The organism is Hydrosulfovibrio ferrireducens (assembly GCF_046883345.1).
GTDB classification, from domain to species: Bacteria; Desulfobacterota; Desulfobulbia; order Desulfobulbales; family Desulfurivibrionaceae; genus Thiovibrio; species Thiovibrio ferrireducens.
On sequence record NZ_JALKCW010000025.1, the window covers coordinates 104,532 to 129,378 of the forward strand.

General features: G+C 51.8%; 17 protein-coding genes. 10 read left to right on the forward strand and 7 right to left on the reverse strand.

Translation table 11 applies throughout. From position 1 onward, the window contains the following. Positions 1-206: 206 nt before the first annotated feature. Positions 207-3,722 carry a DUF4020 domain-containing protein gene (locus tag MWR57_RS12670; RefSeq protein ID WP_423125192.1) on the forward strand — a complete coding sequence of 1,172 codons (3,516 nt, stop codon included), beginning with the start codon at positions 207-209 and terminating at the stop codon, positions 3,720-3,722. A gap of 63 nt (positions 3,723-3,785) precedes the next feature. Here the strand turns inward: MWR57_RS12670 and MWR57_RS12675 are convergent, their stop codons facing one another. The 3 genes from MWR57_RS12675 to MWR57_RS12685 are packed head-to-tail and all read right to left on the reverse strand — an operon-like array spanning position 3,786 to position 5,785. Next, positions 3,786-4,016 carry a thermonuclease family protein gene (locus MWR57_RS12675; protein WP_423125193.1) on the reverse strand — a complete coding sequence of 77 codons (231 nt, stop codon included), beginning with the start codon at positions 4,014-4,016 and terminating at the stop codon, positions 3,786-3,788. An 18-nt stretch (positions 4,017-4,034) separates the two neighbouring features. Then, complete coding sequence (locus MWR57_RS12680) at positions 4,035-5,333, reverse strand: Y-family DNA polymerase (RefSeq protein ID WP_423125194.1); 1,299 nt, start codon at positions 5,331-5,333, stop codon at positions 4,035-4,037. Between the two features lie 8 nt (positions 5,334-5,341). Then, positions 5,342-5,785, reverse strand: a complete 444-nt coding sequence (locus MWR57_RS12685) for a LexA family protein (protein WP_423125195.1) — start codon at positions 5,783-5,785, stop codon at positions 5,342-5,344. A 334-nt stretch (positions 5,786-6,119) separates the two neighbouring features. Between MWR57_RS12685 and MWR57_RS12690 the strand changes: the two genes are divergently transcribed. The 9 genes from MWR57_RS12690 to brxL all read left to right on the forward strand — a co-directional run bounded on the left by MWR57_RS12690 (position 6,120) and on the right by brxL (position 22,534). After that, on the forward strand, positions 6,120-6,365 hold the full coding sequence (locus MWR57_RS12690) for a hypothetical protein (RefSeq protein ID WP_423125196.1): 246 nt from the start codon (positions 6,120-6,122) through the stop codon (positions 6,363-6,365). Between the two features lie 90 nt (positions 6,366-6,455). Continuing rightward, on the forward strand, positions 6,456-7,049 hold the full coding sequence (locus MWR57_RS12695; protein WP_479723977.1) for a DUF1819 family protein: 594 nt from the start codon (positions 6,456-6,458) through the stop codon (positions 7,047-7,049). Beyond that, entirely contained in the window at positions 7,046-7,657 is a 612-nt protein-coding gene (locus MWR57_RS12700; protein WP_423125198.1) for a DUF1788 domain-containing protein, read from the forward strand. The genes MWR57_RS12695 and MWR57_RS12700 overlap by 4 nt, the downstream gene beginning before the upstream one ends. 13 nt (positions 7,658-7,670) lie before the next feature. Further along, positions 7,671-11,210: a BREX system P-loop protein BrxC gene (brxC, locus tag MWR57_RS12705; protein WP_479723978.1), complete on the forward strand. Its 3,540-nt coding sequence runs from the start codon at positions 7,671-7,673 to the stop codon at positions 11,208-11,210. 9 nt (positions 11,211-11,219) lie between these two features. Then, complete coding sequence (locus tag MWR57_RS12710; RefSeq protein WP_423125200.1) at positions 11,220-12,890, forward strand: ATP-binding protein; 1,671 nt, start codon at positions 11,220-11,222, stop codon at positions 12,888-12,890. A gap of 276 nt (positions 12,891-13,166) precedes the next feature. Then, positions 13,167-16,703, forward strand: coding sequence for a BREX-1 system adenine-specific DNA-methyltransferase PglX (gene pglX / locus MWR57_RS12715; RefSeq protein ID WP_423125201.1), 3,537 nt, complete (start codon positions 13,167-13,169; stop codon positions 16,701-16,703). Next, positions 16,696-17,955, forward strand: a complete 1,260-nt coding sequence (locus MWR57_RS12720) for a Shedu immune nuclease family protein (RefSeq protein WP_423125202.1) — start codon at positions 16,696-16,698, stop codon at positions 17,953-17,955. The genes pglX and MWR57_RS12720 overlap by 8 nt, the downstream gene beginning before the upstream one ends. Next, entirely contained in the window at positions 17,952-20,450 is a 2,499-nt protein-coding gene (gene pglZ, locus MWR57_RS12725) for a BREX-1 system phosphatase PglZ type A (RefSeq protein WP_423125203.1), read from the forward strand. Before MWR57_RS12720 ends, pglZ begins: the two co-directional genes overlap by 4 nt. Before the next feature lie 14 nt (positions 20,451-20,464). Further along, positions 20,465-22,534 (forward strand): BREX system Lon protease-like protein BrxL, encoded by a 2,070-nt coding sequence (gene brxL / locus MWR57_RS12730; protein WP_423125204.1) that lies wholly within the window; start codon positions 20,465-20,467, stop codon positions 22,532-22,534. 264 nt (positions 22,535-22,798) lie between these two features. On the opposite strand, the gene MWR57_RS12735 is transcribed toward brxL, so the two are convergent. The 4 genes from MWR57_RS12735 to MWR57_RS12750 all read right to left on the reverse strand — a co-directional run bounded on the left by MWR57_RS12735 (position 22,799) and on the right by MWR57_RS12750 (position 24,845). After that, complete coding sequence (locus MWR57_RS12735; protein ID WP_423125205.1) at positions 22,799-23,365, reverse strand: hypothetical protein; 567 nt, start codon at positions 23,363-23,365, stop codon at positions 22,799-22,801. Positions 23,366-23,561: 196 nt separating this feature from the next. After that, a complete protein-coding gene (locus MWR57_RS12740) occupies positions 23,562-23,888 on the reverse strand; it encodes a hypothetical protein (RefSeq protein WP_423125206.1) in 327 nt (108 codons plus the stop codon). 27 nt (positions 23,889-23,915) lie between these two features. After that, positions 23,916-24,437, reverse strand: coding sequence for a hypothetical protein (locus MWR57_RS12745; protein ID WP_423125207.1), 522 nt, complete (start codon positions 24,435-24,437; stop codon positions 23,916-23,918). Between the two features lie 3 nt (positions 24,438-24,440). Beyond that, a complete protein-coding gene (locus MWR57_RS12750; RefSeq protein ID WP_423125208.1) occupies positions 24,441-24,845 on the reverse strand; it encodes a hypothetical protein in 405 nt (134 codons plus the stop codon). Positions 24,846-24,847 lie beyond the last annotated feature (2 nt).

Below are 24,847 nucleotides of genomic sequence, written 5' to 3' on the forward strand. Positions count from 1 at the left end.
GCAACCACTCTGGGGGATTAAGAATAATTTCTTTTTTCTTTATATGTAAGCTAAAATTGAACTTTTGGACCTGCGCTGAAAATGGCGAAAAAAAGACGAGCCTTGCCAAGAAAAAATGATCGTCCAACAGGTGCGGACACCCGATCGCCGAAAAAGGCTGCTCCGGGTAATGCTCACGTCAGCGACAAATAAAAAAAGCGATAGTAATGACAAAAATTGGCCCCATTGATTTCGACGACTGTATTTTGGATGCGTTGCGAGATGACAATCTCGTGGTCTTTGCTGGAGCGGGAGTTTCGGCCGGGTCACCGTCGAATTTGGCTAGCTTTAAGAAGCTTGCTAATGACATCGCCATGGGAACCGGGCAAGTGGCAGTTGAGCCCCTGGATCGGTTTCTGGGGGAACTTCATCACAGAAATGTGGCTGTACACCAACGCGCCGCACAGTTACTGTCTCCCACGGGCAGTGCGCCTAACGATCTGCATCACAATTTACTTCGATTGTTCCGCGCTGGCGAACGCGTTCGCTTAGTGACAACGAACTTCGATCAGCACTTCGAGATCGCAGCCAAAACCTTGTTCGAAAATTTGCCCGATGTGTACCGGGCGCCGGCTTTGCCGCTCGGGTGTGAGTTCAACGGAATTGTTCATGTTCATGGTTCACTGGTACGCTCCAGTGAGATGGTACTGACCGATGCTGACTTCGGCCGAGCCTATTTGACCGAAGGCTGGGCTCGGCGTTTCCTGGTCGATGTCTTTCGCCGGTACACTGTGTTGTTTGTGGGCTATAGTCACAACGATGTAGTTATGAACTATCTCGCTCGTGCATTGCCGGCCGATCGCGTTGCTGGCCGTTTTGTTCTCACAGATGAGGAGGGGAGTTGGGAACTCCTGGGCATCAAACCTATCCGCTTCAATAAGGGTACCGGTGACGATGCTTACAAAGAACTCTATGACGGCGTTCAGCAACTTACCGACCGAGTCATTCGGGGCGTGTTGGATTGGCAAACACGGCTGGCCGAGATCGGGGGGCGTGTTCCGCCTGCCGACGAAGAAGCCATTGGAGAAGTTGAACAAGCACTCCGCGAAGTTCACACCACGCGTTTTCTTACCAATGTAGCGAGGGATGCCGAATGGCCGAGGTGGCTAAATGCACACAAGCATCTTGACGCGCTTTTTGGCATCGGCAAACTGAGTGAGCGAGACAACCTGCTGGCTGGTTGGCTTGCTCAAAATTTTACAATTGAGCATCCGGAAGCGATGTTTGGTCTGATCGCGGCTCACGGCCTGCGGCTGAATCCTGTGTTCTGGTGGAACATTAGCCGTGAGCTAGGAGCCACGACGGAAAAGATACTGGAGGAATCGACCTTCAAGCGTTGGATCACGATCCTACTTGCCTGCGCGCCATACCAACCAGATCATCACGTTTTAATGTGGTTGGCAGAACGTTGCGCTGCCTTTGGATTTGTTCATCTCACACTGAAGGTGTTCCTCTTTATGAGCGGGCACGACCTTACTGTTAAACCAGGCTTCTGGCACGATCAGGAAGATGCCGAGCATGGCCGACGCCTGGTGGCTGACTGTCCGCTACGCGCCGATCATTGGTCGTTAAACGAAGTCTGGGCCAAGCACTTGAAGCCGCACATAGCTTTGGTCGTTCAGTCCCTTCTGTCTGGCAGCATCAATCGGTTTGAGGAAATTCACTATGATCTCATGGCATGGGACAAGGGATCACGCGAGTGGGACCCCAATACTTATAATCGCTCTGCCATTGAACCGCATGAGCAGGATTGTTACCCAAAAGCCATTGACGTATTGATTGACGTGGCGCGGGATAGCTTGGAATGGCTTGCTGTCGATTCTCCAGCATTACTCGATGCGTGGATCGAAAGACTGGTGATATCTGATGTGTCCATACTGCGTCGCCTTGCCGTTCACGCTATCACAGTTCATACAGAAAAAACTGCGGATGAGCGTCTTAATTGGTTGATGGAGCGCTTAGGCCTGCATAGTATTGCGGAACATCACGAGGTTTATCGCTCGATGGCATTGAATTATCCTTCCGCAAGCGCAACTGCACGTCAGGCCGTCGTGGATATGGTGTGTGCGCATAAGTTGCCAGCGAGTGATTATTATCCTGCAGACATTCGGACTGCTCGTTCACATTTTGACTGGCTCTCGTGGCTGATTCAGGCGAGACCAGATTGCCCTCTGGCCGAGGCTGCATTGGCTCCAATAAAAGCAGAATATCCCGACTGGGGACCTTCTGATCATCTTGACCTCTTGCACTGGAGTGGTTCGGCGGAGTGGACAGGCTCCCAAAGCCCTTGGACAGTCGATCAGCTTCTAGCTAGGGAACCAGGGGAGCAGCTCGACGACTTTCTGACGTTCAAAGGAAAAGGGAACAGTTTACATGAACCTGACCGAGTTGGCCTAATCGCCGCGATTAAGGAGGCTTGCAAGTTTCAACCCTTTTGGGCATTCGCACTCGCGAAGGAGTTAGCAGCGAAATTTCTTTGGACATCCGATCTTTGGCCTGCTGTAATCAGAGGATGGCAGGAAAGTGAACTAACCGATGACGACTGGCGTGCGGTGCTGGCAATGACTGCTAACCAGAAGTTGCATGTCGAGCACCTGTATGATGTGGCCAATCTGCTTTTCGCCCTCGTCAGGGACGGAGGAAAACCTTTCGCACTCGATTTGTTGGTACAGGCAAATAATGTCGCGTTGCCCGTGTGGCTAGCCATAGAAGCCAAGGAGGAAGACGAGGATATGGACGACTGGTTGTCGTGTGCAATTAATCGGCCAGCTGGTGTAATCGTCGAATTTTGGATTAATGGCCTTTCTTTGCTTATGCACGGCAAGTCAGGACCAGAACGAACTTTACCCGACAACTATCGGAAGTGGTTTACCGATGTGATACAAGATCCGACATCAAATGGCGGATTGGGCCGCAGTGTGCTCGCCAGTCAGACAGCGTTTTTGTTCGGCCTCAGCGAGGTCTGGACGCGGGAGAATATCGTTCCATTGTTCAGCGACGCTGATAGTCAAAAGTTTCGTCAGGCTTGGGATGGCTTCCTGACCTGGGGTCGTTTGTATCCAGCGCTGGTGGACGCCCTTTTGCCGGCGTTTATTGCTGCACTTGCGCGACTCGACGTAGATTTCCCTGCTCGCCGGCGTAACCGTTTCGTTGAGTTCTACGCTATGCTCGCGGTGTTTCATGTTTCCGACCCGATGAAGCAGTTACTGCCAGAATTCTTCCAACACGGCTCACTCGAAGACCGAATTAATTTCACTTCTCAACTCGGTTACTTCCTTCGTCAGATGAATGCAGCGACCAAGCAACAACTGTGGGATAGCTGGTTGTACCGTTACTGGCAGGCGCGCCAACAGGCTGTCCCCTCTGCACTAGACGTTGGGGAAATCCGAAATATGCTGGATTGGTTGCCGCTCCTTGATGAATTGTTCCCCGTGGCTGTCTTGTTGGCTGTTCATTTCCCGCCTATTCGAATCGAACACAGCCATATGCTTTTCGAGTTACGCAAAAGCGACATAGTGACGCGTTACCCCACCGAAACGGCTGAATTGCTGATCTATCTTTGCAAGTGCCAAGTCGTCTATCACCCCTCAGACTTGGCCACTGTGGCAGCACGTCTGCCCGACTTGGAACCGGAGTTGAAATGTAGACTCGATGAGGGGCTAGCTCTTGCTGGCGCAAGTTAAGCATGTTTGGCTAAAAAGGTCTTATCGCCAAAACAAAGGTGCTTTCAGTCCCAAGTCTTGGCCCTATCGTTTTCTTTTTCTCCACTCCCAGGGCGGGGTAGGGGCTGGATCTTGCCAAAGCCCCCAGCGAGTTTTCACGGCTTGCGCCTGCTCGGCCTTCCAGTCTCTGCATTCCACACGTCGGCAATACTGCTCATACACCCAGGCATATCCGTTTTTTACCATCTCACCGTTGATCACGGCGCCAACTGCCCTGACAATCCCCACGGTGCGGCCGTATCGGTCAATGTCCACTGGTTCAATGTCAATCTGCTACGCAGCCCTCCCTGTCGTTTTAACAATGGAGGGAGCGCTCACCACCGGCAGTTCATTCCAAGAGGTCGTGTAGGATGGCGACTTCCTTCCTTGTTTATGTTTCCAGGGCCGTAAGAATCCCGCTGCGGCACTGTGCAGGGTATCTCTGCCCCACCTTCGGTTAATCTTGTCTACGGCGCGCATGAGCGATTCCTGCCCCTTTGGCGGGGCATAGAAAAGATGGCCCTGCGCGTGGCTGGCTGAAACCAGATCCATAAATACCACTCCGACCTTCTGGTAGGCATAGCCGGGACGGAAGAGCTGCCGCAATGCCTCGGCGCCATAGTGGATCAGCTCCAGCGTTGAAGAAGTGTGGATTGGCAGGGTAACGGTCTTGCTGTTGGCGTACTGCGGATCTCCTTCCCGGAACCGGTTGGTGGTGAGATACACCTGGACACACCTGGTTTTCATCTCCTCTGCCCGCAGCTTTTCGGCGGCAATGGCAATATAGGAGGAAAGCGCTTCCCGGAGCCAGGCGAGGTCAGTGACTGGCTGACCGAATGATCGGGAGCTGGTGATGGACTTTCTGGGCGGAGGTATATCCTCCAGCGGCAGGCAGGAAATCCCGCGCAGCTCCATGGCGGTGCGTAGGCCGGTCACTGTCAGGTGTTTGCGCAACCAGGTGTCATTGCCGTTCTTCAGGTCAAGGGCGGTGCGGATACCGCAGGCAAAGAGCTTCTGGCTCTGGCGTGGGCCAATACCCCAGACATCCCCCACATCGATGGTGGCCAACAGGGCATCGAGCCCCTGATCCGGCAGGGCAAACACTCCGCCATGCTCTGGACGCTTCTTGGCGATCCGGTTGGCGATTTTGGCCAGGGTCTTGGTGGAGCCAAAGCCGATGGACACCGGGATGCCGACCTGCTTCTTAACCGTGGCGCGGAGATGGCGGCCATTCTCAAGCAGTGCCTCTTCTTTGGCCTGAGGTATGCGTACAAAGGCCTCGTCGATGGAATACACTTCCACCTCGGGCTCAAGCTGGCAGAGCACATCCATGACTCGTTGGGAAAGATCGCCATACAGGGGGTAGTTGGAGGAAAAAACCTGGACTTGGTGGGCTGCGATCAGGCCGCAGCATTTGAAGAAGGGCTCGCCCATCTTGATGCCCAGGGCCTTGGCCTCGTTGGACCGGGCGATGATGCAGCCGTCGTTGTTGGAAAGCACCACCACCGGCCGACCTTCGAGCCTGGGGTTGAAGAGCCGTTCGCAGGAGACGTAGAAATTGTTACAGTCGAGCAGGGCAAAGATAGATGACATGGGCAAGCCTACAGGGCGTGGATCACGAAGGCGACCACACCCCAGATTTCGCAGGTGCTTCCTTCTGTCATATGGATATCGGAATAGTCAGGGCTTTCGGCTTTCAGGTAGATGTTTTCACCGTTTTTGATTAGGCGTTTCACGGTCAGTTCATTATTGACCACTGCGATCACCACCTTGCCGCTGGTTGGCTCAAGAGACCGGTCCACCACCAGGATGTCGTTGTGATGGATGCCGGCACCGATCATGGAGTCGCCGGCCACACGGACAAAGAAAGTGGCGGTGGGGTTAGCCACCATGAGTTCATTGAGGTCGAGCCTTCCCTCAATGTAGTCGTCCGCCGGGCTTGGAAACCCTGCCGAGACGCTACATGCAAAGAGAGGGCGTTTCAGTTTGCCCTTGCGGTTGAAGGTATAGACTGCCGAAATAGTTGGGCTGGATGATGGATTCATTGGTCCAATATACTGGATAAGATCGGGCGTGTCATCGTGGGAAGAACGGTGATGGGTTGGCTGATTGGCGGAATGTGGACATTCAGGGATTTTTTTTTGATGTAGGACACCAGTTGTCCTAGGTGTGGGGGTAGGATGTTTTCAGCACAATAGCGCAATGAAATGCTATTGTGCTTGGATGCCACGTATTTTCCCGGTATTGACTTTTGTGGGGCATTTGTTGGATAGATAGGCTAGCTTTTGTGGTGGCTTCTGGTTCTCTGGAGCAATATTAAAAAGTCATCAAGTGAGAGGTTGGCCAGCAGAACATCGGGATCTCACTTTGAGGCGAGACATGAAGAAATATTTTGCCGTGATTTTGTTTTTGACAATCGGTGCATGGACCTCGGCGCATGCTGAGACCAAGCTGAACTGTTATAAAAAACTTACCGGCGAAGTCGTGTGCAAAGAGAGTGACGGTGGTGAGTGGAAAGGGTACAAGAAATTGACCGGTGAGACTGTGTTTAGAGGGCCTCGGGGTGAGACCATAACTTTGGAGCCTGGGGTCGAACCGGAACAGTTCGACGTTGATGTGAAATAAGGTACTGAAGTGCGCATCAGATACAATTCTGGCTAATGCGCATGGAAAGTCACTAGATGATTTTATGGGGCTGTAGTGGAAAAATATAAAATGTCGTTCACGACTGGTGGATTATTCAGCCGTGAATCGACGAAACTGGCCATGTTGTTTTTAGAGCTAAGGGATTGGGATGCTATTCGCGACAAGGTTCTTGCGGAGAACCTGTTGCAGACGAGGACGATTTCTTCCTCGCAGCGTGTCTGTCGTGAGATTATTTCCAGACTGAAAAGTCTCAATCCCAGCGAACTGGAATTGCTGGTTCATGGTACCGCCCAGGAGCAAGGATATCTCTTGTGGATCTCTGTTTGCCGGAGCTATAAGTTTATTGCCGAGTTTGCCGTCGAGATTATCCGAGAGCGCTATCTCGGCCTGAAGGCCGATCTGCACTACGAAGAATTCGATTCCTTTTTTCATCGGAAATCAGAATGGCATCCTGAATTGGAGGCAATACAGCTAGTGACCAGAAATAAGCTCCGCCAAGTGTTGTTCAAAATATTACGGGAAGCTGGCCTATTGACCGCAAACAACACAATCAATACGGTCATGTTAAGTCCTCGGCTCTTGGAGGCAATCCCTCCTGGCAGCCGCCAGGATGTTTCCTTCTTTCCATTTTTTGAGTCCGAATTGGCCGGGTGGAAAAAATGACATCCTCTATTACCAAGTCAAATATACAAGAAAGCTTTGCGCATCTGCTGACTGTCCTTTCCGGTCAACGTTTTTTGCAGAAACAAGGGCTTGGCAATGAGGTTCCTTTCTTTATCTGCCCATACGATGTTGATGTCTCCGTTGATGTCGAAAGGCTTCAACGGCAGCTTGTAAATCGGCTAGAGCAAGCCGGTATCCGGATATTGGAACTTAACCTCTACGATCTTTCCATTGAGATTCTCAAGGAGCGGGGGATCTGGGTACAGATATTGGAAATGGAATCTTCCGTGTCCAAGGAGGAGTTTAAGGAATTGTTGCAGGGGGTCTTAGATCCTGAGGCGCACTTGGTCCCTGCTATCGCCGCCAAGCTTGTCACCAATGAATTTGACGTGCTTTTCCTGGCAGGAGTGGGAGAGGTCTTCCCCTATATCCGATCTCACAATGTGCTGAATAATCTACAAAGCACGGCAAAGGATAAACCAACCGTTATGTTTTTCCCCGGCGCTTATACGCATTCTCTGGAATCTGGGGCCTCGCTCGATCTTTTTAATAGGTTGCAAGACGACAAGTACTATCGGGCTTTCAATATTTTTCACTGTGAAGCGTAAAAAGGAATACATGATGACTCTCAAGAGTATTTTCAATAAGCCAGTAGATCGCCTGATTGAGGGAGTCATCAAAGCCGATGATGAGGCAAGCCTGCGCCTTGAACTTGAGGAGTACGTCCTGACCAACGAGGTCTCCAAACGCCTCGAATCCTTTCTCGACGCTTATAACAACTATGCGAACGCTAACGGCGTTTGGATTTCCGGCTTCTTTGGCTCTGGCAAATCGCATCTGCTGAAGATACTGGCCCTCCTGCTTGAAAATCGTGAGATTGATGGGACTTCGGCCCTTGAGCTGTTCCTGCCTAAGTGCAGCGACAATGAAATCTTGCGCGGCGACCTCAAAAGAGCCGTCGCCATCCCTTCCAAGAGCATCCTGTTTAACATCGATCAAAAAGCCGATGTCATCAGCAAAACACAAATCGATGCGTTGCTCGCCGTCTTTGTCAAAGTGTTCGATGAGATGTGCGGCTACTACGGTAAACAGGGCCACATTGCTCACTTTGAGCGCGATCTCGACAGCCGAGGCATCTACGATCAATTCAAGGCTGCTTACCAAGACTTGTCCGGAAGAGAGTGGCGCAAGGGAAGAGAACAAGCCCTGCTGGAAGCACAAAACATCGCCAAGGCCTACGCCAAGGTGACCAATAGCCCGGAATCGTCCGCACAGGGAATTCTCGACAAATACCGCAGTCAATACAAGGTTTCCATCGAAGATTTTGCCGATCAAGTCATGGCCTATCTCGACAGACAATCGCCAACTTTTCGTTTGAATTTCTTTGTTGACGAGGTCGGGCAGTATATTGCCGAGAATGTGAAGTTGATGACCAATCTGCAAACCATCGCCGAAAGTCTGGCAACCAAATGTCGGGGGCGGGCGTGGGTGATTGTGACTTCGCAGAATGATATGTCCACGGTTCTTGGTGAGATGAACCGTCAGCAGAGCAATGACTTTTCTAAAATCATGGCCCGCTTTGCCAACAAAATGTTGCTGACCAGCACCGATGTTGCGGAAGTAATCCAGAAGAGGCTCTTGGCCAAAACAGAGGATGGGGCCGAGTTGGTTTCCGATCTCTTCCATCGCCAGGAAAACAACTTTGGGACACTGTTCAACTTTACCGATGGCTCGCGGGAATACAAGGTTTACAAGGATCGGGACGAGTTCATCCGCAGCTATCCTTTTGTCCCTTATCAGTTTGAGCTTTTCCAGTCGGCCATTGAAAATTTGTCCCGACACAACGCCTTCGAAGGCAAACATAGCTCGGTTGGTGAGCGCTCCATGCTGGGGGTCTTCCAGCAGGTTGCCGTTCAAATTAGTGCCTACGAGCTGGGCCAATTGGCGACATTTGATCTGATGTTTGAAGGAATTCAAACTGCTTTGAAGGCGCAGACCCAAAAGGCCGTTCTGGATGCCGAACGGCTACTGACCAATACTTTTGCCATCAAGCTGCTCAAGGCTCTCTTTCTCGTCAAGTATGTCAAAGAATTCAAGCCGACGATCCGCAACCTCTGTGTCCTCATGTTGGAAAGCTTCGGCCAGGACCTGCCAGGGCTGAAGAAAAAGATTGAAGAAGCCCTGAATCTTCTTGAGCAGCAGACCTTTATCCAGCGCAATGGCGATCTGTACGAATATCTGACCGATGAAGAGAAAGATGTCGAACAGGAGATTAAAAATACCGAGGTAGAGTCAACCGATGTTGCGAGTGAGCTTGAAAAGATCATTTTCGATCATGTTATCAAGAACCGCAAAATTCGTTATGAAGAGAACGGTCAGGACTTCCCTTACTCTCGGAAACTCGATGATCGGCTCCATGGGCGGGAAAATGAGTTGGCGATCGATGTTGTCACCCCCTTTCATGAGTTCGCCGATAATCAGGCCTCGCTCCTCATGCACTCGTTCGGTCGGGATGAATTGCTGGTAGTGATGCCGCCGGATGATCGACTCGTCCGTGACATCCTGATGTACAAGCGAACAGAAAAGTTTATCCGCCAAAATATTTCCACGACCCAGCAGGAGGCTGTCAAGCGGATACTGGTCGACAAAGGATCGCAAAATCAAGAGCGTTATGCGGACCTGCAACGACTTATCCATCGTTTGTTGGGCAAGGCAAGGCTCTATGTGGCTGGCAAAGAAATCGAGATCAGTGGTGAAGACCCGCAAAATCGCATCAACCGAGGATTTTCTGAGCTGGTGACCCGGGCCTATCCAAACCTGCGAATGCTGAAGGGGATAACCTACAAGGAAGAGTTGATCAAGGTTATCTTGAGCGACCGGCAGGGGACACTTGAGGGGGTCTCGTCTCTTATGGAGTCCGAGCAGGAGATGCTCGCTTTTATCCAGAGCAACAGCCGTGGTGGTGTCCGTACCACCCTGAAGATGCTACTTGAAAAGATGGAGCGCAAACCTTACGGCTGGTATTACGCAGCCATCCTTTGCATCCTGGCCAAACTCTGCGCCCGGGGCAAAGTGGAGGTGCGGACGGACGGCAACATCCTTGAGGATGAGGATCTCGAACGCGCTTTGCGCAATACCCACGGTCATGGCAATGTCGTCCTCGAACCCCAGGTCGATTTTACCGCCTCACAGGTACGTGGTCTCAAGGAGTTTTATCAGGATTTTTTTGATTCTCCTCCCCAAGCCAATGAGGCCAAAGCCCTAGGAAAGGAGACCGGCAAGGCCCTACAGGAGCTCTTGCATCAGCTCACCCCCCTCGCCGCTCAGTCAACGCAATATCCCTTCTTGGCTGCCTTGAACCCGGTGATTGAGGGGCTGAAGGAGATCATCGGCAAACCCTATACCTGGTATCTGACCGAGTTACTGCGCCAGGAAGATGCTCTCCTTGATATGAAGGAAAAAGTCATTGATCCGATTCGTAAGTTTATGAGTGGCCCATTGAAGGGGATCTTTGACGAGGCCCGGAAATTTGTCCAAGCGCAAGAGCCCAATTTTTCCTACCTTGCAGGAGAGGAAAGCTCTCAGGTCATCCAGACCTTAAACGATCCGCAGTGCTACCAGGGCAACCGTATGCAGCAGGTGAAGACCCTGGTCAGCACCCTGCAGACAAAGGTTGAGACTCACGTTGCAGCAGAGATCGATAAGGCCAAGGAAACCGTTGCCGCTCTCAAAGACCGCCTGTGCGGGATGGCTGAATTTAACTCCCTGAGCGGCGATCAGCAGGAGCAGATTACCCGGCCGTTCAATGAGTTTGCTACTGCTATTGAAAATCAGAAATTGATCGCCGTCATTTGTGATACCCTGCGCCGTTTTGAGGAATCTGACTATCAGCGCCTACTGTCGCAAATGGCTTCTTGGGCACAACCTACACCGCAGCCTAAGACATCCCCCAAAGATAAAAAAGCTTCCGGCTTCTCTCCTGAGACATCAGTCACGACAGAGACTAAGGAACCTGCCATTGAATATGTGTCCACCCGGGCTGTTCCTGTCGCCTTTGATAAGGCTTGGCTGGCCGACGAGACCGATGTGGATCGTTACCTACAATCCATGAAAAAGGCGCTGCTGGACGAAATCCGCAAGGGCAAACGAATCCAAATCTAGGACTTAGTGATGAACGAGAACGAACACCAGATTCTTGAGCGTATCCAGCAAGGCGAAAGCCTTGTGCTGGAGTTCAAGAGTGATCTCAAATGTCTGCCCGACCGCGAGCTGATTGCGGCCGTGGTTGCCTTGGCCAATACCGAGGGTGGCGACCTGCTGCTCGGCGTTGAGGACGATGGCGCCATCACCGGCCTGCACGTCAATCACGCAAGCCTTGCCGGGTTGCCCGCCCTAATCGCCAATCGAACCAACCCCGCCATCTCCGTCAGGGTAGAACCCATTACGGTGCAAGGCCATCACATTGCCCGAATTTTCGTACCCAAGGCCCGGCAACTGGTCTCCACCTCCGAGGGCCTTTTGCTTCGCCGCCGCTTGAAACTGGATGGGACGCCGGAAGCTGTTCCTTTTTACCCCCATGAGTTCATCCAGCGCCAATCCTCACTCGGCCTGGTTGACCCCTCCGCCATGCCGGTGGAGGGTGTCGCCGTTGATCTGCTCGATCCCTTGCAGCGGCTGCGTATTCGCAACGCCATCAAGAAGTACGGCGGCGACCAGTCTTTGCTGGCACTGGCGGACAACGAACTGGATGGCGCCCTTGGTCTGTGTAAGGAGCACAATGGACAACGCTGCCCGACCGTGGCCGGCCTCCTGATGCTTGGAACGGAAGAATTGCTCCGTCAGCACATTCCTGCCTATGAGGTTGCCTTTCAGGTGCTTCAGGGAACCGATGTCAAGGTCAATGAATTTTATCGAAAGCCGCTGCTGGAAACCTTTGAGGAGGTCGAGCTTCTTTTCAAGGCGCGGGTGGAGGAGGAAGAGATCCAGGTAGGGCTTTTCCGGGTACCCATTCCCAACTATGACCGCCGCGCCTTCCGCGAGGCCTTTGTCAATGCGTTGGTGCATCGGGATTTCAGCCGTCTGGGAGCCGTGCATGTTAAGATCGGCGATGACGGCCTTTCTATCAGCAACCCCGGCGGCTTCGTCGATGGCGTGACCTTGGAAAATCTCCTCGTTGCTGATCCGCGCTCACGTAACCCACTGTTGGCCGATGTGATTAAGCGCATTGGTTTGGCCGAGCGCACCGGGCGCGGCATCGACCGCATCTATGAAGGCATGCTACGCTATGGTCGGCCTGCCCCGGATTACTCCATGTCCAACGCCTTCACCGTTAGCGTGCACATGGCTAATACCGCCGCTGACCTCGAATTTCTCAAGATGGTGGTGGAGCATGCCGACAAACTCGGCAATATGCCGATTGATTCCCTGATTATCCTCTCCCGCCTGCGCGGAGAACGGCGATTGACCACCCTCGACCTTGTCCCCTCGGTGCAGAAGTCAGAGGCCTTTGTCCGGGCGACCCTCGAAAAGCTGGTTGAAACCGGCTTTCTCGAATCGCATGGAACCGGACGAGGCCGAACGTACACTCTCAGTGTGGCTCTCTACCTGAGGGCTGGAAAGAAATCGGAGTACATCCGGCAGGCCGGTTTTAATCCCATCCAGCAGGAACAAATGGTGCTTAGCTATATCGACAAGCACGGATCAATTAAGCGGGCCGATGTGGCGGATCTTTGCCATTTGACGCCACCCCAGGCCTACCACCTTCTCAAGCGCCTTAAAGACCAAGGGACAATCAAGAAAAACGGCGAGCGACGATATGCGACCTATACACGGCACCAATAGTCTATACACGCCGTGTTTTGATTCTATACACGCGTGCATGGGGCCGTGTATAAATCGGTCGCGATGATCAGCACCAGTGAATTCACACCCGAACCAGGGACCAAGTCGGGACCAGGTTGAAATGCTTCGCAACTGCCGGTGGAAAAGGCGATTGGGGAACAGCTCTTGAAAGGGTTCGATTTATGAGCGGAGCGCATAGGTTTTGAGCCGACTCATAACAGGCTCATAACGAATTAATCGGCTTGCCGTGTATTCCACGGATAAAGGATCTTGGTAATGGAAACCTCCAAACTCAAAAAATTCGCCCAGCTCGCTCGGCGGACCCTGATCGAACAGGTTTCCACCAAGCTGGCGCTGGTGTTGGCTGAAGGTAGTGCGGCGCGGCGTGAAAGCGTGGAAGCGATCAAGAAGCTCGAAGAGGTGATCCAACAGCATGGTAAGGAGCAGGTCATCGAACGGGTGGCCTACATCTGGTTCAACCGCCTCTGCGCCCTGCGCTTCATGGATGTGAATCGCTACACCCGCATCGGCGTGGTCTCGCCTGCCGATGGGCAGTTCCAGCCGGAGATCCTGGCCGAGGCCAAGATGGGCCATATCGACGAAGAGATGGTGCCCGAGATGACCAGGCAGCAGATTTTTGCCCTGCTGAACGGTAAAGCACCGAGCCATGATCCGCAAGGAGAAGTCTACCGTTTGTTGTTGGTGGCCGCCTGCAACGATTGGAACCGGGCCATGCCTTTCCTGTTCGGGCGGATCGACGATTACACCGAACTGCTGATGCCCGACGATCTGCTCTCAGGCAACTCCATCCTAGCCTATACCCGTGAGGCGATGACGCCGGATGCCTGCGAAGATGTCGAGGTGATCGGTTGGCTCTACCAGTTCTACATCTCTGAGAAGAAGGATGAGGTGTTCGACGGCCTGAAGAAGAACAAGAAGATCACGCCCGAAAACATCCCCGCCGCCACCCAGCTCTTCACCCCGCACTGGATCGTCCGCTACCTGGTGGAAAACTCCCTCGGCCGTCTGTGGCTGCTCAATCGCTCTGGCTCGAAGCTGGTTGAGCAGATGGACTACTACATCAAGCCCGAACAGGCCGAGACGGACTTCCTGCGCATCGGAAAGCCGGAAGAGATCAGGATCTGCGACCCGGCCTGCGGCTCCGGCCACATGCTCACCTATGCTTTTGACCTGCTCTACGCCATTTACGAGGAGGAAGGCTACGAACCTGCCGAGATCCCTGAGAAGATCCTCACAAATAACCTCTACGGCATCGAGATCGATGAACGCGCCGGGGAGCTGGCCGCCTTCGCTCTGACCATGAAGGCCCGCGCCAAACAGCGCCGGTTCTTCAACAAGGGTGTCAAGCCGAACATCTGCGTGCTGGAGAACGTCCGGTTCGACGAGGGTGAGCTGAAGATCTACATGGACTTTGTCGGGCGCGATTTGTTCATTGCCCCGTTGCAAACCACCCTGCGCCAGTTCGAAGAGGCCAACAACTTTGGCTCCCTGATCCGCCCCGATGTCACCGACGTGGACGGCATGCTCAGGATTCTGGAGTCAAAAAACGTCTCGGGGCAGCTGTTTATCAGTATGACTCATCAGAAGGTTCTGCAAGCCCTGCGGCAGGCCGATTACTTGAGCCCGAAATACCATGTGGTGATTGCCAATCCGCCTTATATGGGTGGTAGGAACATGAACGGCCGGTTAGCTGGATGGCTGAAAGACAACTATGCCGATGTGAAGTCCGATCTATTTTCTGCATTCTTCGTTCGCAATACGGAACTATCGTTGCCGAAAGGGCAGCTAGGGTTTATGTCACCATTCGTTTGGATGTTCATTTCGTCCTACGAAAAACTGCGCAGTTTCTTGATTAATCAAAAGACGATTACTTCTCTCGTGCAATTGGAGTATTCAGGTTTCGATGGTGCGACAGTGCCAATCTGCACATTTACAATTGAAAACACACATCGTCCTGACTTTAAAGGTGGCTACATTCGATTGTCGAACTTTAGAGGTTCTGAAAATCAGGCCCCGAAAACGCTGGAAGCTATTAATAACCCGGAATGTGATTGGTTCTTCCGAGCCTCTGCCGCTAATTATAAGAAAATTCCGGGTTGCCCAATTTCCTATGATATGCCAGAGAAGCTAATAGAACAGTATGAGAAGGATGACCTTTTAAGGAATTATGTGGATGCGAAATCTGGCCAGAATACAGGTGACAATAGCAGGTTTGTAAAATTCTGGTTTGAACCAAGCTTCTCAAATGTTGGCTTTGGTGCTGAGGCTTTGGAAGAAACCGAGTGTGATACCCCTAAATGGTACCCATATAACAAGGGGGGCGAATTTAGGAAGTGGTACGGTAATTTTGATAATGTCGTTAATTGGGCCAACAATGGTAGGGAAATAAAAGAATATGCAGTAATCAGGAACAATGGGGGGCATTGGTCAAGGTATATACAGAATCTCGATTATATGCTTCGAGAAGGTATCACTTGGACTTTTATTAGTTCTTCTTACTTTGGTGCCAGATATACTCCTGCAGGCCATCTCTTTGACTACGCCGGATGTTCCGCATTTCCAAAAAATGGAAATCTCAAGAAGTATATCGGCTATTTTTGCTCAGGCGTGGCCCAATATATCCTTAAATTTATGAATCCGACTCTGAATTTACAGCCTGGAAATGTAAGCACATTGCCAGAGCCAGTAATTCATGATTTGCGTGAACTTGAAGAAGACGTGGATGCACTAATTGCTTTGTCCAAAAAATCCTGGGATTCCATGGAAAGGTCTTGGGATTTTTTAAGGAACAGCTTGATTGAAAAATACTTGAACGGTGAGAGATTATCGTCTGTCTACAAACGGTTGCGAGATGAATGGTCAGAAGAGTTCAGCATTGCTATTGAATTAGAAAAACGAAACAAGAAACGTTTCATTGACTCATTCGACTTGAACGAAATAGTTTCATCTGAAGTGAATGCTGCTGAAGTCACTCTAGACAGCAATCCTTACTATCGTTACGGCCACGAAAACAGCGCAGATGAGCTGGAGGCACTGCTGCTCTCCGATACCATGCGGGAGCTGGTTTCCTATGCCGTGGGCTGCATGTTCGGCCGCTACGCGCTGGACAAGCCGGGGCTGATCCTGGCCAACCATGGCGAGACCATCGCGGACTATCTGAAACGGGTTCCGGAGCCCAGCTTTCCGGCCGATGATGACAACGTCATTCCCATGCTTGACGGGGACTGGTTCACCGACGACATCGCCGAGCGCTTCCGCAAGTTCCTTCGCGTGGCCTTTGGCGAGGAACACTACGCGGAGAACCTCCAATTCATCGAGAAGGCACTGGGTAAGAATGGCAAACCCCGCGACATCCGCGATTATTTCCTCAAGGATTTCTACAGCGACCATGTGAAGCGCTACAAGAAGCGCCCCATCTACTGGCTGTTCTCCAGCCCTAAGGGCAGCTTCAACGCCCTGATCTACATGCACCGCTACCGCCCGGACACGGTCAGCGTGGTGCTCAACGACTACCTGCGCGAGTTCCGCACCAAGCTCACCTCCCACAAGAACCATCTGGAATCGGTGAGTATCAGCGCCAGCGCATCCCAGGGCGAGAAGACCAAGGCCCTGAAGGAGATCGAAAAGAGCAACAAGATGATCGCCGAGATGGAGGAGTACGAGCGCGAGGTGCTCTACCCGCTGGCCACCGAACAGGTGGAGATCAATCTCGACGATGGAGTGAAGGTCAACTACCCCAAACTTGGCGCGGCCTTGAAGAAAATCGTCGGCCTGGATGCTGCCGATGAGTAAGGCTATTAAGTTCATCGCAGAGCAAGATCGACTTCTGCTCAAATACCAGCCTAGCGATATTCGAGACCCTCTTTATGTTGTGCGCAAGCTAGAAACAGAAGGTAGAGCCACAATAAGAAAAGTGTTCACCTTTGAAAGCACAGACTTGGTTGAACAAGTTGAATCGAATGAGTTCGATGAAGGCGAGCGGACCTTTGTCTTTGGCATAGCCGAAGGCGATTATTTCCGAATCAGCCGCCGTATTCTTGGTCTCAAGCAAGACCTGTTACTTTGTAAGCAGATGCCACTTACTCACAAGATATTCATTGCCAATAGAGACATTTCCATTTTTGGCAGAATCGATGCGCTTGTTGATGAGCCTATCGTGGTAGGTGGCAATGCGGATGTCGCAATTCCGCTAGAATCTTTTGATGAACTATTGGCAAACTTCCCAACCACCACGGAATTAACGCATTATGCGAGAGCCAGAGTAACCGGAGTTTTGAAAGATTACCTGGGTACCATGTCGGATGCTCAAATCAAGCTGGACAGCTATCTCAACCAGAAAAAGTCAATTCGGAATCGCTCGAAAATTGATTTCATCAAGGACTACGAACCGAAAAAGTTCGAGTATGTTCGAGATGAGATTCTGGCAATGCTGCGAGAGGTTGAGGCCACGCCGGATGCCTTCAAGGAGAAAGACTGGCAACGGCAGATTGTGGAATTCCTGCTGCTCATATTTCCCAAGTATGTGGCGGTTCTCGAAAACGTTCATATCAAGGATTTTTATTCTGCCTCTGCTAAAGCAACTGACCGTTTCATAGACCTGCTGTTGGTCGATGCGAATGGCAATGTGGATGTCATTGAAGTTAAGCGGCCGCGTCCACATCAGCTGCTTTCTAGAAATCCAGGATCTCGCGGTAATTATACCCCAAATGGCGAGCTGTCAGAGGCTGTCATGCAGGTTGAGAAGTATCTCTTCCACCTGAGTAAATGGGGGCGAGCCGGTGAGCGTGTCATTCAGGAAAAGCGCAAGGCCGAATTGCCCTCTGGCTTCGATATCAGGATTACCAATCCAAAAGCAATGCTCATTCTCGGGCGAGATAAAGATTTTGATGATAGACAAAAGTTCGATTTTGAAATTATTAAGCGAAAATACGCCAATATTGTCGACATCATGACGTATGACGATCTATTGCGCCGGTTGGACAATATCATCGCTATGATTCATCACAACTTTTCAAAATTGGGAACCATGGGGGGGCATGCATGAACGAACGCATAGCCCAGGCCCTGATCAATCTCTTTGACCGCCACCGCATCGTCTTCTGGTACGACGTCAAGCACGAGCTGCGTGACGACTTCGAGGCCCTATCGCTACCCGGCATTGAAAAGCTGGAAGTCTCCAACAACGAATACTGCCTCAAATATCGCATTCTGCGCGAACAACCGGAGCAGAAGTTTCTGCTCTACCGCGAAGGGCCGCAGCCTGCGGATCTTGATAACTGGTTGCTGGATGTGCAACTGGGCCAAGGTGAGTTTCGCACCGACCAGGTGGGAATCTGGCTCTCGGAGCTGGAGCTCACCCTGGATTTTGCTGAGGTGGTGCAGGCACATGCTGAGTTTTACCGGGCGATGAAACGGAAGGAGGGCTTGAAGCGGCTGCTCAAGAAAGACGACACGCAAGGCATGATCCGCCTCAAAATGCTGGCGGTATGTGCGGGCAGCGAACCACGCATGGATGCTGTGACGGAAAGCTTGCTGCAGGAGTTGGCCGATGGCCGCGACGACAAGGTCAAGCTGATTGGGCGCTGCGGGCTGGATGGTTTCCTGTGGGAACAAATGACCCGCTGCTATGGATACAAGTCAGACGAGCCGGCCATTCGCGATTTTGGTATCGATCTGTTCAAATCCTGTTATGCCATGGGCACTGATGGCCAGGTGCGGCTGACCAGCGATGCGCTGGTGTTCCTCAAGCGCTGGAAGGATAGCCGTCAGTTTGAGGCTGGATTCGAAACCCTCTCTGATGAATGCGCGGAGGTGTTGAATATCGAGCAAGATTTGGCCAAGCGTGATTTTCGTGAGCTGATCGAACTAGATTACTTTCGCCTGATTGACCTGAAGATAATTAGTGACCTTGTTCGGGCCGTGGTATCGCGGACGGTATCCAGCGGAGACGTGGCGCTCTGGGTGCGTCAACGGCGGCAGGGCCACTGGTACCGGGAATACCGGCATCTGTATGAAGCGGTCGACTTCGCGGCGCAATTTGTCAATGCCATGAGCGAGGCGAAACTTGACATGGACAGCTTGGTGGATGGGGTGCAGCGCTATACCCGCTTCTGGTGTCAGCTGGATCAGCTTTACCGCAAGTTCACGTACCATGTGCGGATCTCGGGGCAGGCGTCGTTAATGGGCGCGTTGACCGACCAAATCGAGAACCTATACTCCAACAACTATCTCCTGAAGGTCAACGACCACTGGCAATCATTTGTGGACAAGGCCAACAAATGGGATGCCACGCCTATTCCTTTACAGAGAACCTTTTTCGAACACTGCGTTCGGCCATTTCTTAAGAAGGATAACAAGGTTTGCGTGATCATCTCTGATGGCATGCGCTATGAGATCGGCGACGAATTGCTCGGCCTTATCCGCCAGGAGGACCGCTACAGTGCGGAGCTGGAGGCCTCACTGGCAATGCTGCCCAGCTACACTCAACTTGGTATGGCAGCGCTTCTGCCCAACAAAGAACTGGCGATTGCGGATAACGAAACCGGCACTGTGCTGGTGGATGGTCAGAGTTCGCAGGGGACCCCCAATCGCATCAAGATTCTCTGTCAGGCCAAAACTCAGAGGGCAACAGCGTGTAAGGCCGAAGAGCTAATGGCGTTAAAGGGGGATGACTGCCGGGCGCTGGTGCGTGATCACGATGTGATCTATATCTACCACAACCGCATTGATGGCACTGGCGACAAGCGGGAGTCAGAAGAGCGGGTTTTTGAAGCGGTGGAAGAGACGCTACAGGAGCTGATCCGTTTGATCAAGAAGCTGAATAATGCCAATTTGTACAACTTCGTTGTGACATCGGACCATGGCTTCATCTACCAGAACCGCGCCATTGAGGAGAGTGACTTCTCCGGGGTCGATGCCGAGGGTGAATTGATTCTGTTCCGGGACCGCCGCTTCGTGCTCGGCAAAGGGCTGAAAGAGCTTCCCAGTCTGCGCAAGTTTACTCCAGCAGAGCTAGGCCTGGTTGGAGACGTGGAGGTGCAGATCCCCAAATCGATCAATCGTCTGCGTCTTAAGGGCTCCGGCAGTCGCTATGTTCACGGTGGCGCATCATTGCAGGAAGTAGTAATTCCGGTGCTTAAAATCAACAAGAAACGGCAGAGCGATGTCTCAACCGTAGAGGTGGACATTCTCCGGGGTGCAAGCTCGGTGATCACCTCAGGCCAACTGGCCGTGGCGCTTTACCAGGCCGGGCCGGTCACTGACAAGGTGCAACCAAGAGTACTTCGGGCCGGCATCTACACCGAGGAAGGCGACCTGATCTCCGACAGTCATGACCTGACTTTCGATCTGACTTCGGACAACCCGAGGGAACGGGAGCTGCAAGTGCGCTTCGTTCTCACCCGTAAGGCCGACGAAGCGAATGGCCAGGAGGTCATCTTGAAGTTGGAGGAAAAGCATGCCGGGACTTCACATTACAAGGAGTATAAGTTGCTCCGATATCAGATGCGGCGTTCATTTACCAGTGATTTTGACTTTTAAAGGACAGGCGACCGATGAACGAGCTTGACCAGAAAATCAACACACATTTCCAGGGGCTGGTTGTTCGCAAGGATCTTGTCAAGACCGTCAAAGGCAACGCGATTGTCCCGACCTATGTTCTTGAATACCTTCTGGGGCAATACTGCGCAACCAGCGACGAGGCGACAATCCAGACCGGCATAGAGACCGTTAAGGAGATCCTGGGCAAGCACTATGTACACCGCAATGAAGCTGGGCTGATCCGCTCCAATATTAAAGAGAAGGGGCGTTACAAGGTCATCGACAAGATCAGCGTGGCCCTCAATGACAAGGACGATGTCTATGAGGCGGAGTTTTCCAACCTCGGCATCAAGAAGGTGCTGGTCGATTCCGGCACGGTCAAGGCCCACCCCAAACTGCTGGTGAGTGGAGTCTGGTCTATCGCGGATATCGAGTACGAGTTTACCGAGGACAAGCGGGCCTGCCCATGGATCTTGTCATCTCTGAAGCCGATCCAGTTATCCCACTTTGATTTCGATGGCTATGTAGAGGCCCGGAAGAAGTTCACCACCGACGAGTGGATCGATCTGCTTATCCAGAGCATTGGCTTCAATCCGGAGATGTTCGGCAAGCGAAGCAAACTGCTGCAGTTGATCCGTCTGATCCCTTATTGCGAAAGGAATTACAACCTTATTGAGCTTGGCCCGAAGGGGACTGGCAAGTCGCATATCTATTCCGAATTTTCTCCCCATGGCATTTTAATTTCAGGGGGAGAAGTTACCGTCCCTAAACTCTTTGTCAATAATTCTAACGGGAAGATAGGTCTGGTCGGCTACTGGGATGCAGTGGCATTTGATGAATTCGCAGGGAAGAAGAAACGGATTGATAATGCCCTGGTCGACATCATGAAGAACTATATGGCCAACAAATCCTTCTCTCGGGGTGTGGAGACGTTGGGGGCAGAGGCATCGATGGTCTTTGTCGGTAATACCCAGCATACTGTGCCTTATATGCTCAAGCACTCAAATCTGTTCGAGGAGCTGCCCGAGAAATTTTACGATTCTGCCTTCCTTGACCGGATCCATTTCTATATCCCTGGCTGGGAGGTGGATATCATCCGAGGGGAGATGTTCTCCGATGGCTATGGCTTCGTAGTGGATTACCTTGCCGAAATTCTGCGTTCTATGCGCAATCACGATTATTCGGATCGCTACAAGGAGCAATTTTCCCTCTCCTCAGATATTTCCACCCGCGACCGGGATGGCATCAATAAAACCTTCTCCGGGTTGATGAAGATCCTTTTTCCCCAGGGCGGGGCTTCAAAAGAAGAGACCGAGGAACTGCTCAAGGTCGCCATTGAAGGTCGTAAACGTGTCAAGGACCAATTGATGCGCATCGATTCCACCTACCCCAATGTATGCTTCACCTACCTGGATGCAGCTTCAGGCAAGGCCAATCCGGTAAAAACGCTCGAAGAGGAAGAGTATTTCCACTATTACCACAAGACGGTAGCTGACGGCAGCAGCACAGAGGATAGCAAGGGAGGGGATGTGCCAACGGCAGCCTTGAGCGCCACCCAGGAAGAGTCATCCGCTCCCGCACCGGCGCAGACCCTCAAGGAACAGCACTTAACCTTTCAGGAGAATCAGCGCGGCATCTCCTATGATTCCTTGTTTGGTCCGTATCTGTCAGGACCGAGCAAAATCACTGTCACCGACCCCTATGTCCGCCTTTTCTATCAGCTAAGAAACTTCATGGAATTCCTGGAAACGGTTGTGAAGCACAAGCCAAGGGAAGAGGAAGTGGCTGTGCACCTGATAACGACTGAAGACGAATTCAAGGGAGAGCTACAGCGAAATCACCTTGAGAAAATCAAGGAGTCTTCCGGAATGGTAGGCATCGACTTCACCTGGGAGTTTGATAACACCGGCACCATCCATGCTCGGCATATCGTGACCGACCACGGGTGGAAGATTCTTTTGGATCGGGGTTTGGATATCTTTCAGCATTATGAAATGAATGAAGCTTTCACCTTCGCCAACCGCCTACAGCAGTATAGGCCATGTAAGGCGTTTGAGGTGACATACCTAAGAGACAAGGAGTGACCGTCGAAACGTTTTTGGGTGAGGCTCAGATATGGTGGTTATCCAATTTTGAGTCCCCGCTTTCCGCAAGGCATATCTTGGTGTTAGCGTAATTTGAAAGATAGTGGCACCTTTATCCACATGTCTTCCTCTGTGCCATTTCGTGTCCCGGGTTTGATCGTTGCTGTATTCAGGCTGAGACCAAGACATCATGCAGGGAAACTTGCGAGAGGGATAAAAAAATTACGCTGAACGCTATTTGCCTGGGCGCGCCCTTGTTCATTATCAGGTTGCTGCGCGTTCAACTCTGACCGCCCCTCGTGTCACCACAACTTCTGCTTCTTCCATGAAAATGACAAGTACATCTTTCACGTCAACCACTCCCTCAAGCAATATGCCATCGTGGTGCCTGTTTTTGTAAAATTCGGCAGTTCCTTCATTGAGTGTCCACGATAAGCCTTCAACGCCAGACGCTACCAACGACGGGGATTCACCTCGGAAAATTTTGAGTTTTTCTGGGAGATCTTCCAGTATTGTCAAACCTTCGGTCGGCCACGTTATAAAATGGAAAGTGCGAAAAAGTCGTAAAAGCTCCAGAGTGGATTGGGTGCCAATCGCCCGCGTAACCTCGGTGGAAGAAGCCATCCAAGCACCATAGAAATCGTCAGCATGGTGTTTTAGCAACTCAGCCAGCCTTGCTTCGCACATTCCTGAACGGTTCAATCGCTGCACTAAATTTCTAACCTCAGAAAGTATGGGGATAAAGCGGCCCAAATTTTCCAGAGATTCTTTCACCCAAAGGGGAGCCTCGAACCCTTCCTTGCTGTTTTGAAATTTAATCACATTCAACATAAGTTAATGTCTCCACGATTGGTGCCGCGTCATCAAGCAATTTTTTGCTTGGTCCATGCTATATTATCATTATTAATCAGGACTTAAGTTAGACAACAAATGTTATGCTGCGGCCATGAATGAATTCGATGGCCGCCGTAGTTGAACCCCATTTGAATCGGCCACGGCAGCTTATGCTGGGCCCCGAAAGGGGCCTTTATTTTTTCCCGATCTCCTGCAGCATCATCTTTGCCTCGGCTTCAGTTGATTCTTCGGTGAAACCGTTCACGTTTACCCACTCATTCTCATAGTCGGCTCGCGAAGGAATGCCCCAGCAGTCCACGAGTATATGGATCTTGGCTGCGACCGCAGCCTCATCGCCCCACATGCGACGGATCTCTTCAATCCACTCAACATGGTGCCGGTGGCAGCGGTGGTCTTGGCCGTACTCCTTAAAAAGGGCATCGAGCCATTGATGGACTTCGCGCCACTCGCGGCCCAGCAGTTTCTGACAATCTGCGCAATGTTCGTGAAAGTATGCCATAGCTTTCCTTCCAGACCTAGCCCTTGATCATTGCCGGCCCTTTTTGAAATCCTTTCGGAGCCCTTTTTCGCAAAGGGCTTCAAACTCAAACATGCGACGCTTATCGACCAGCTCAATTTTGTGCAAGCCATGAGCGGTCTCGTGCATTTCATAAAGGATTCTACTTTTCCCGTTTTCCACAGTCCGGACCAGGTCCTCGCCGTAGATGTTCAGCAGCTCCTGGGCGAGCTCGTCGTACAGGGTCAAGTCCACAAACAGCGGCTCTCCGTATGGGAGCCAGGTTGCGGGGATCTGGCCCCTCAGTGTTTGCCAGTCCTGATCAAACTCTACTCCCGGCAGCAGGTCATCGATGATATGGAGTTCGGCCGCGATCCGGGTTTCTTCTCCGAATTGAGCAGCGGTCAAATCTATCCCTAGGCGATGATGCAGGATCTGGCGGTGGTTCATTCCGTATTGCGGGAAAAAATGGTCCAGGAAGGCGTGGACCTCCTTGAAGGCCTTGCCGAGAAGTTTCTGGCAAGTGGCACTATGTTGGGTCAGATCGGGCATGGATTATTTCACAAAATAATTGTTTTTTTCCAGCAGGTCTTGATCCTCGATCATCTTCTGGCGCCGTTCCTTGATCTCTTGGTCACTGGCCCCATGGCTCTTGTCCCACTCCAGCAAGAATTCCCATCGTTCCTCATTGGTCAGAATTCGACAGAATGGTGAGGCCTGGCGCATCGCATTTGCTCGTTCCGAGTCCTCCGTGGCCACGGTAAGGCATTCCTCTATGCCCATATCCACAAGTCGCTGCCATTCTTCAAGGTAAGGCTGGGAATTGGTGCAGACGGTTTTGCGCCACCGGCCAAGGGTTTCTCTCGGCTTCTCGAACAGGCTTGGATCTTGTCGTATCTTCTCGGCGATCAACCGATGCAGAGCCAGGCTGCGCTGGTCAATTTCTTGATGGGATGGCATGG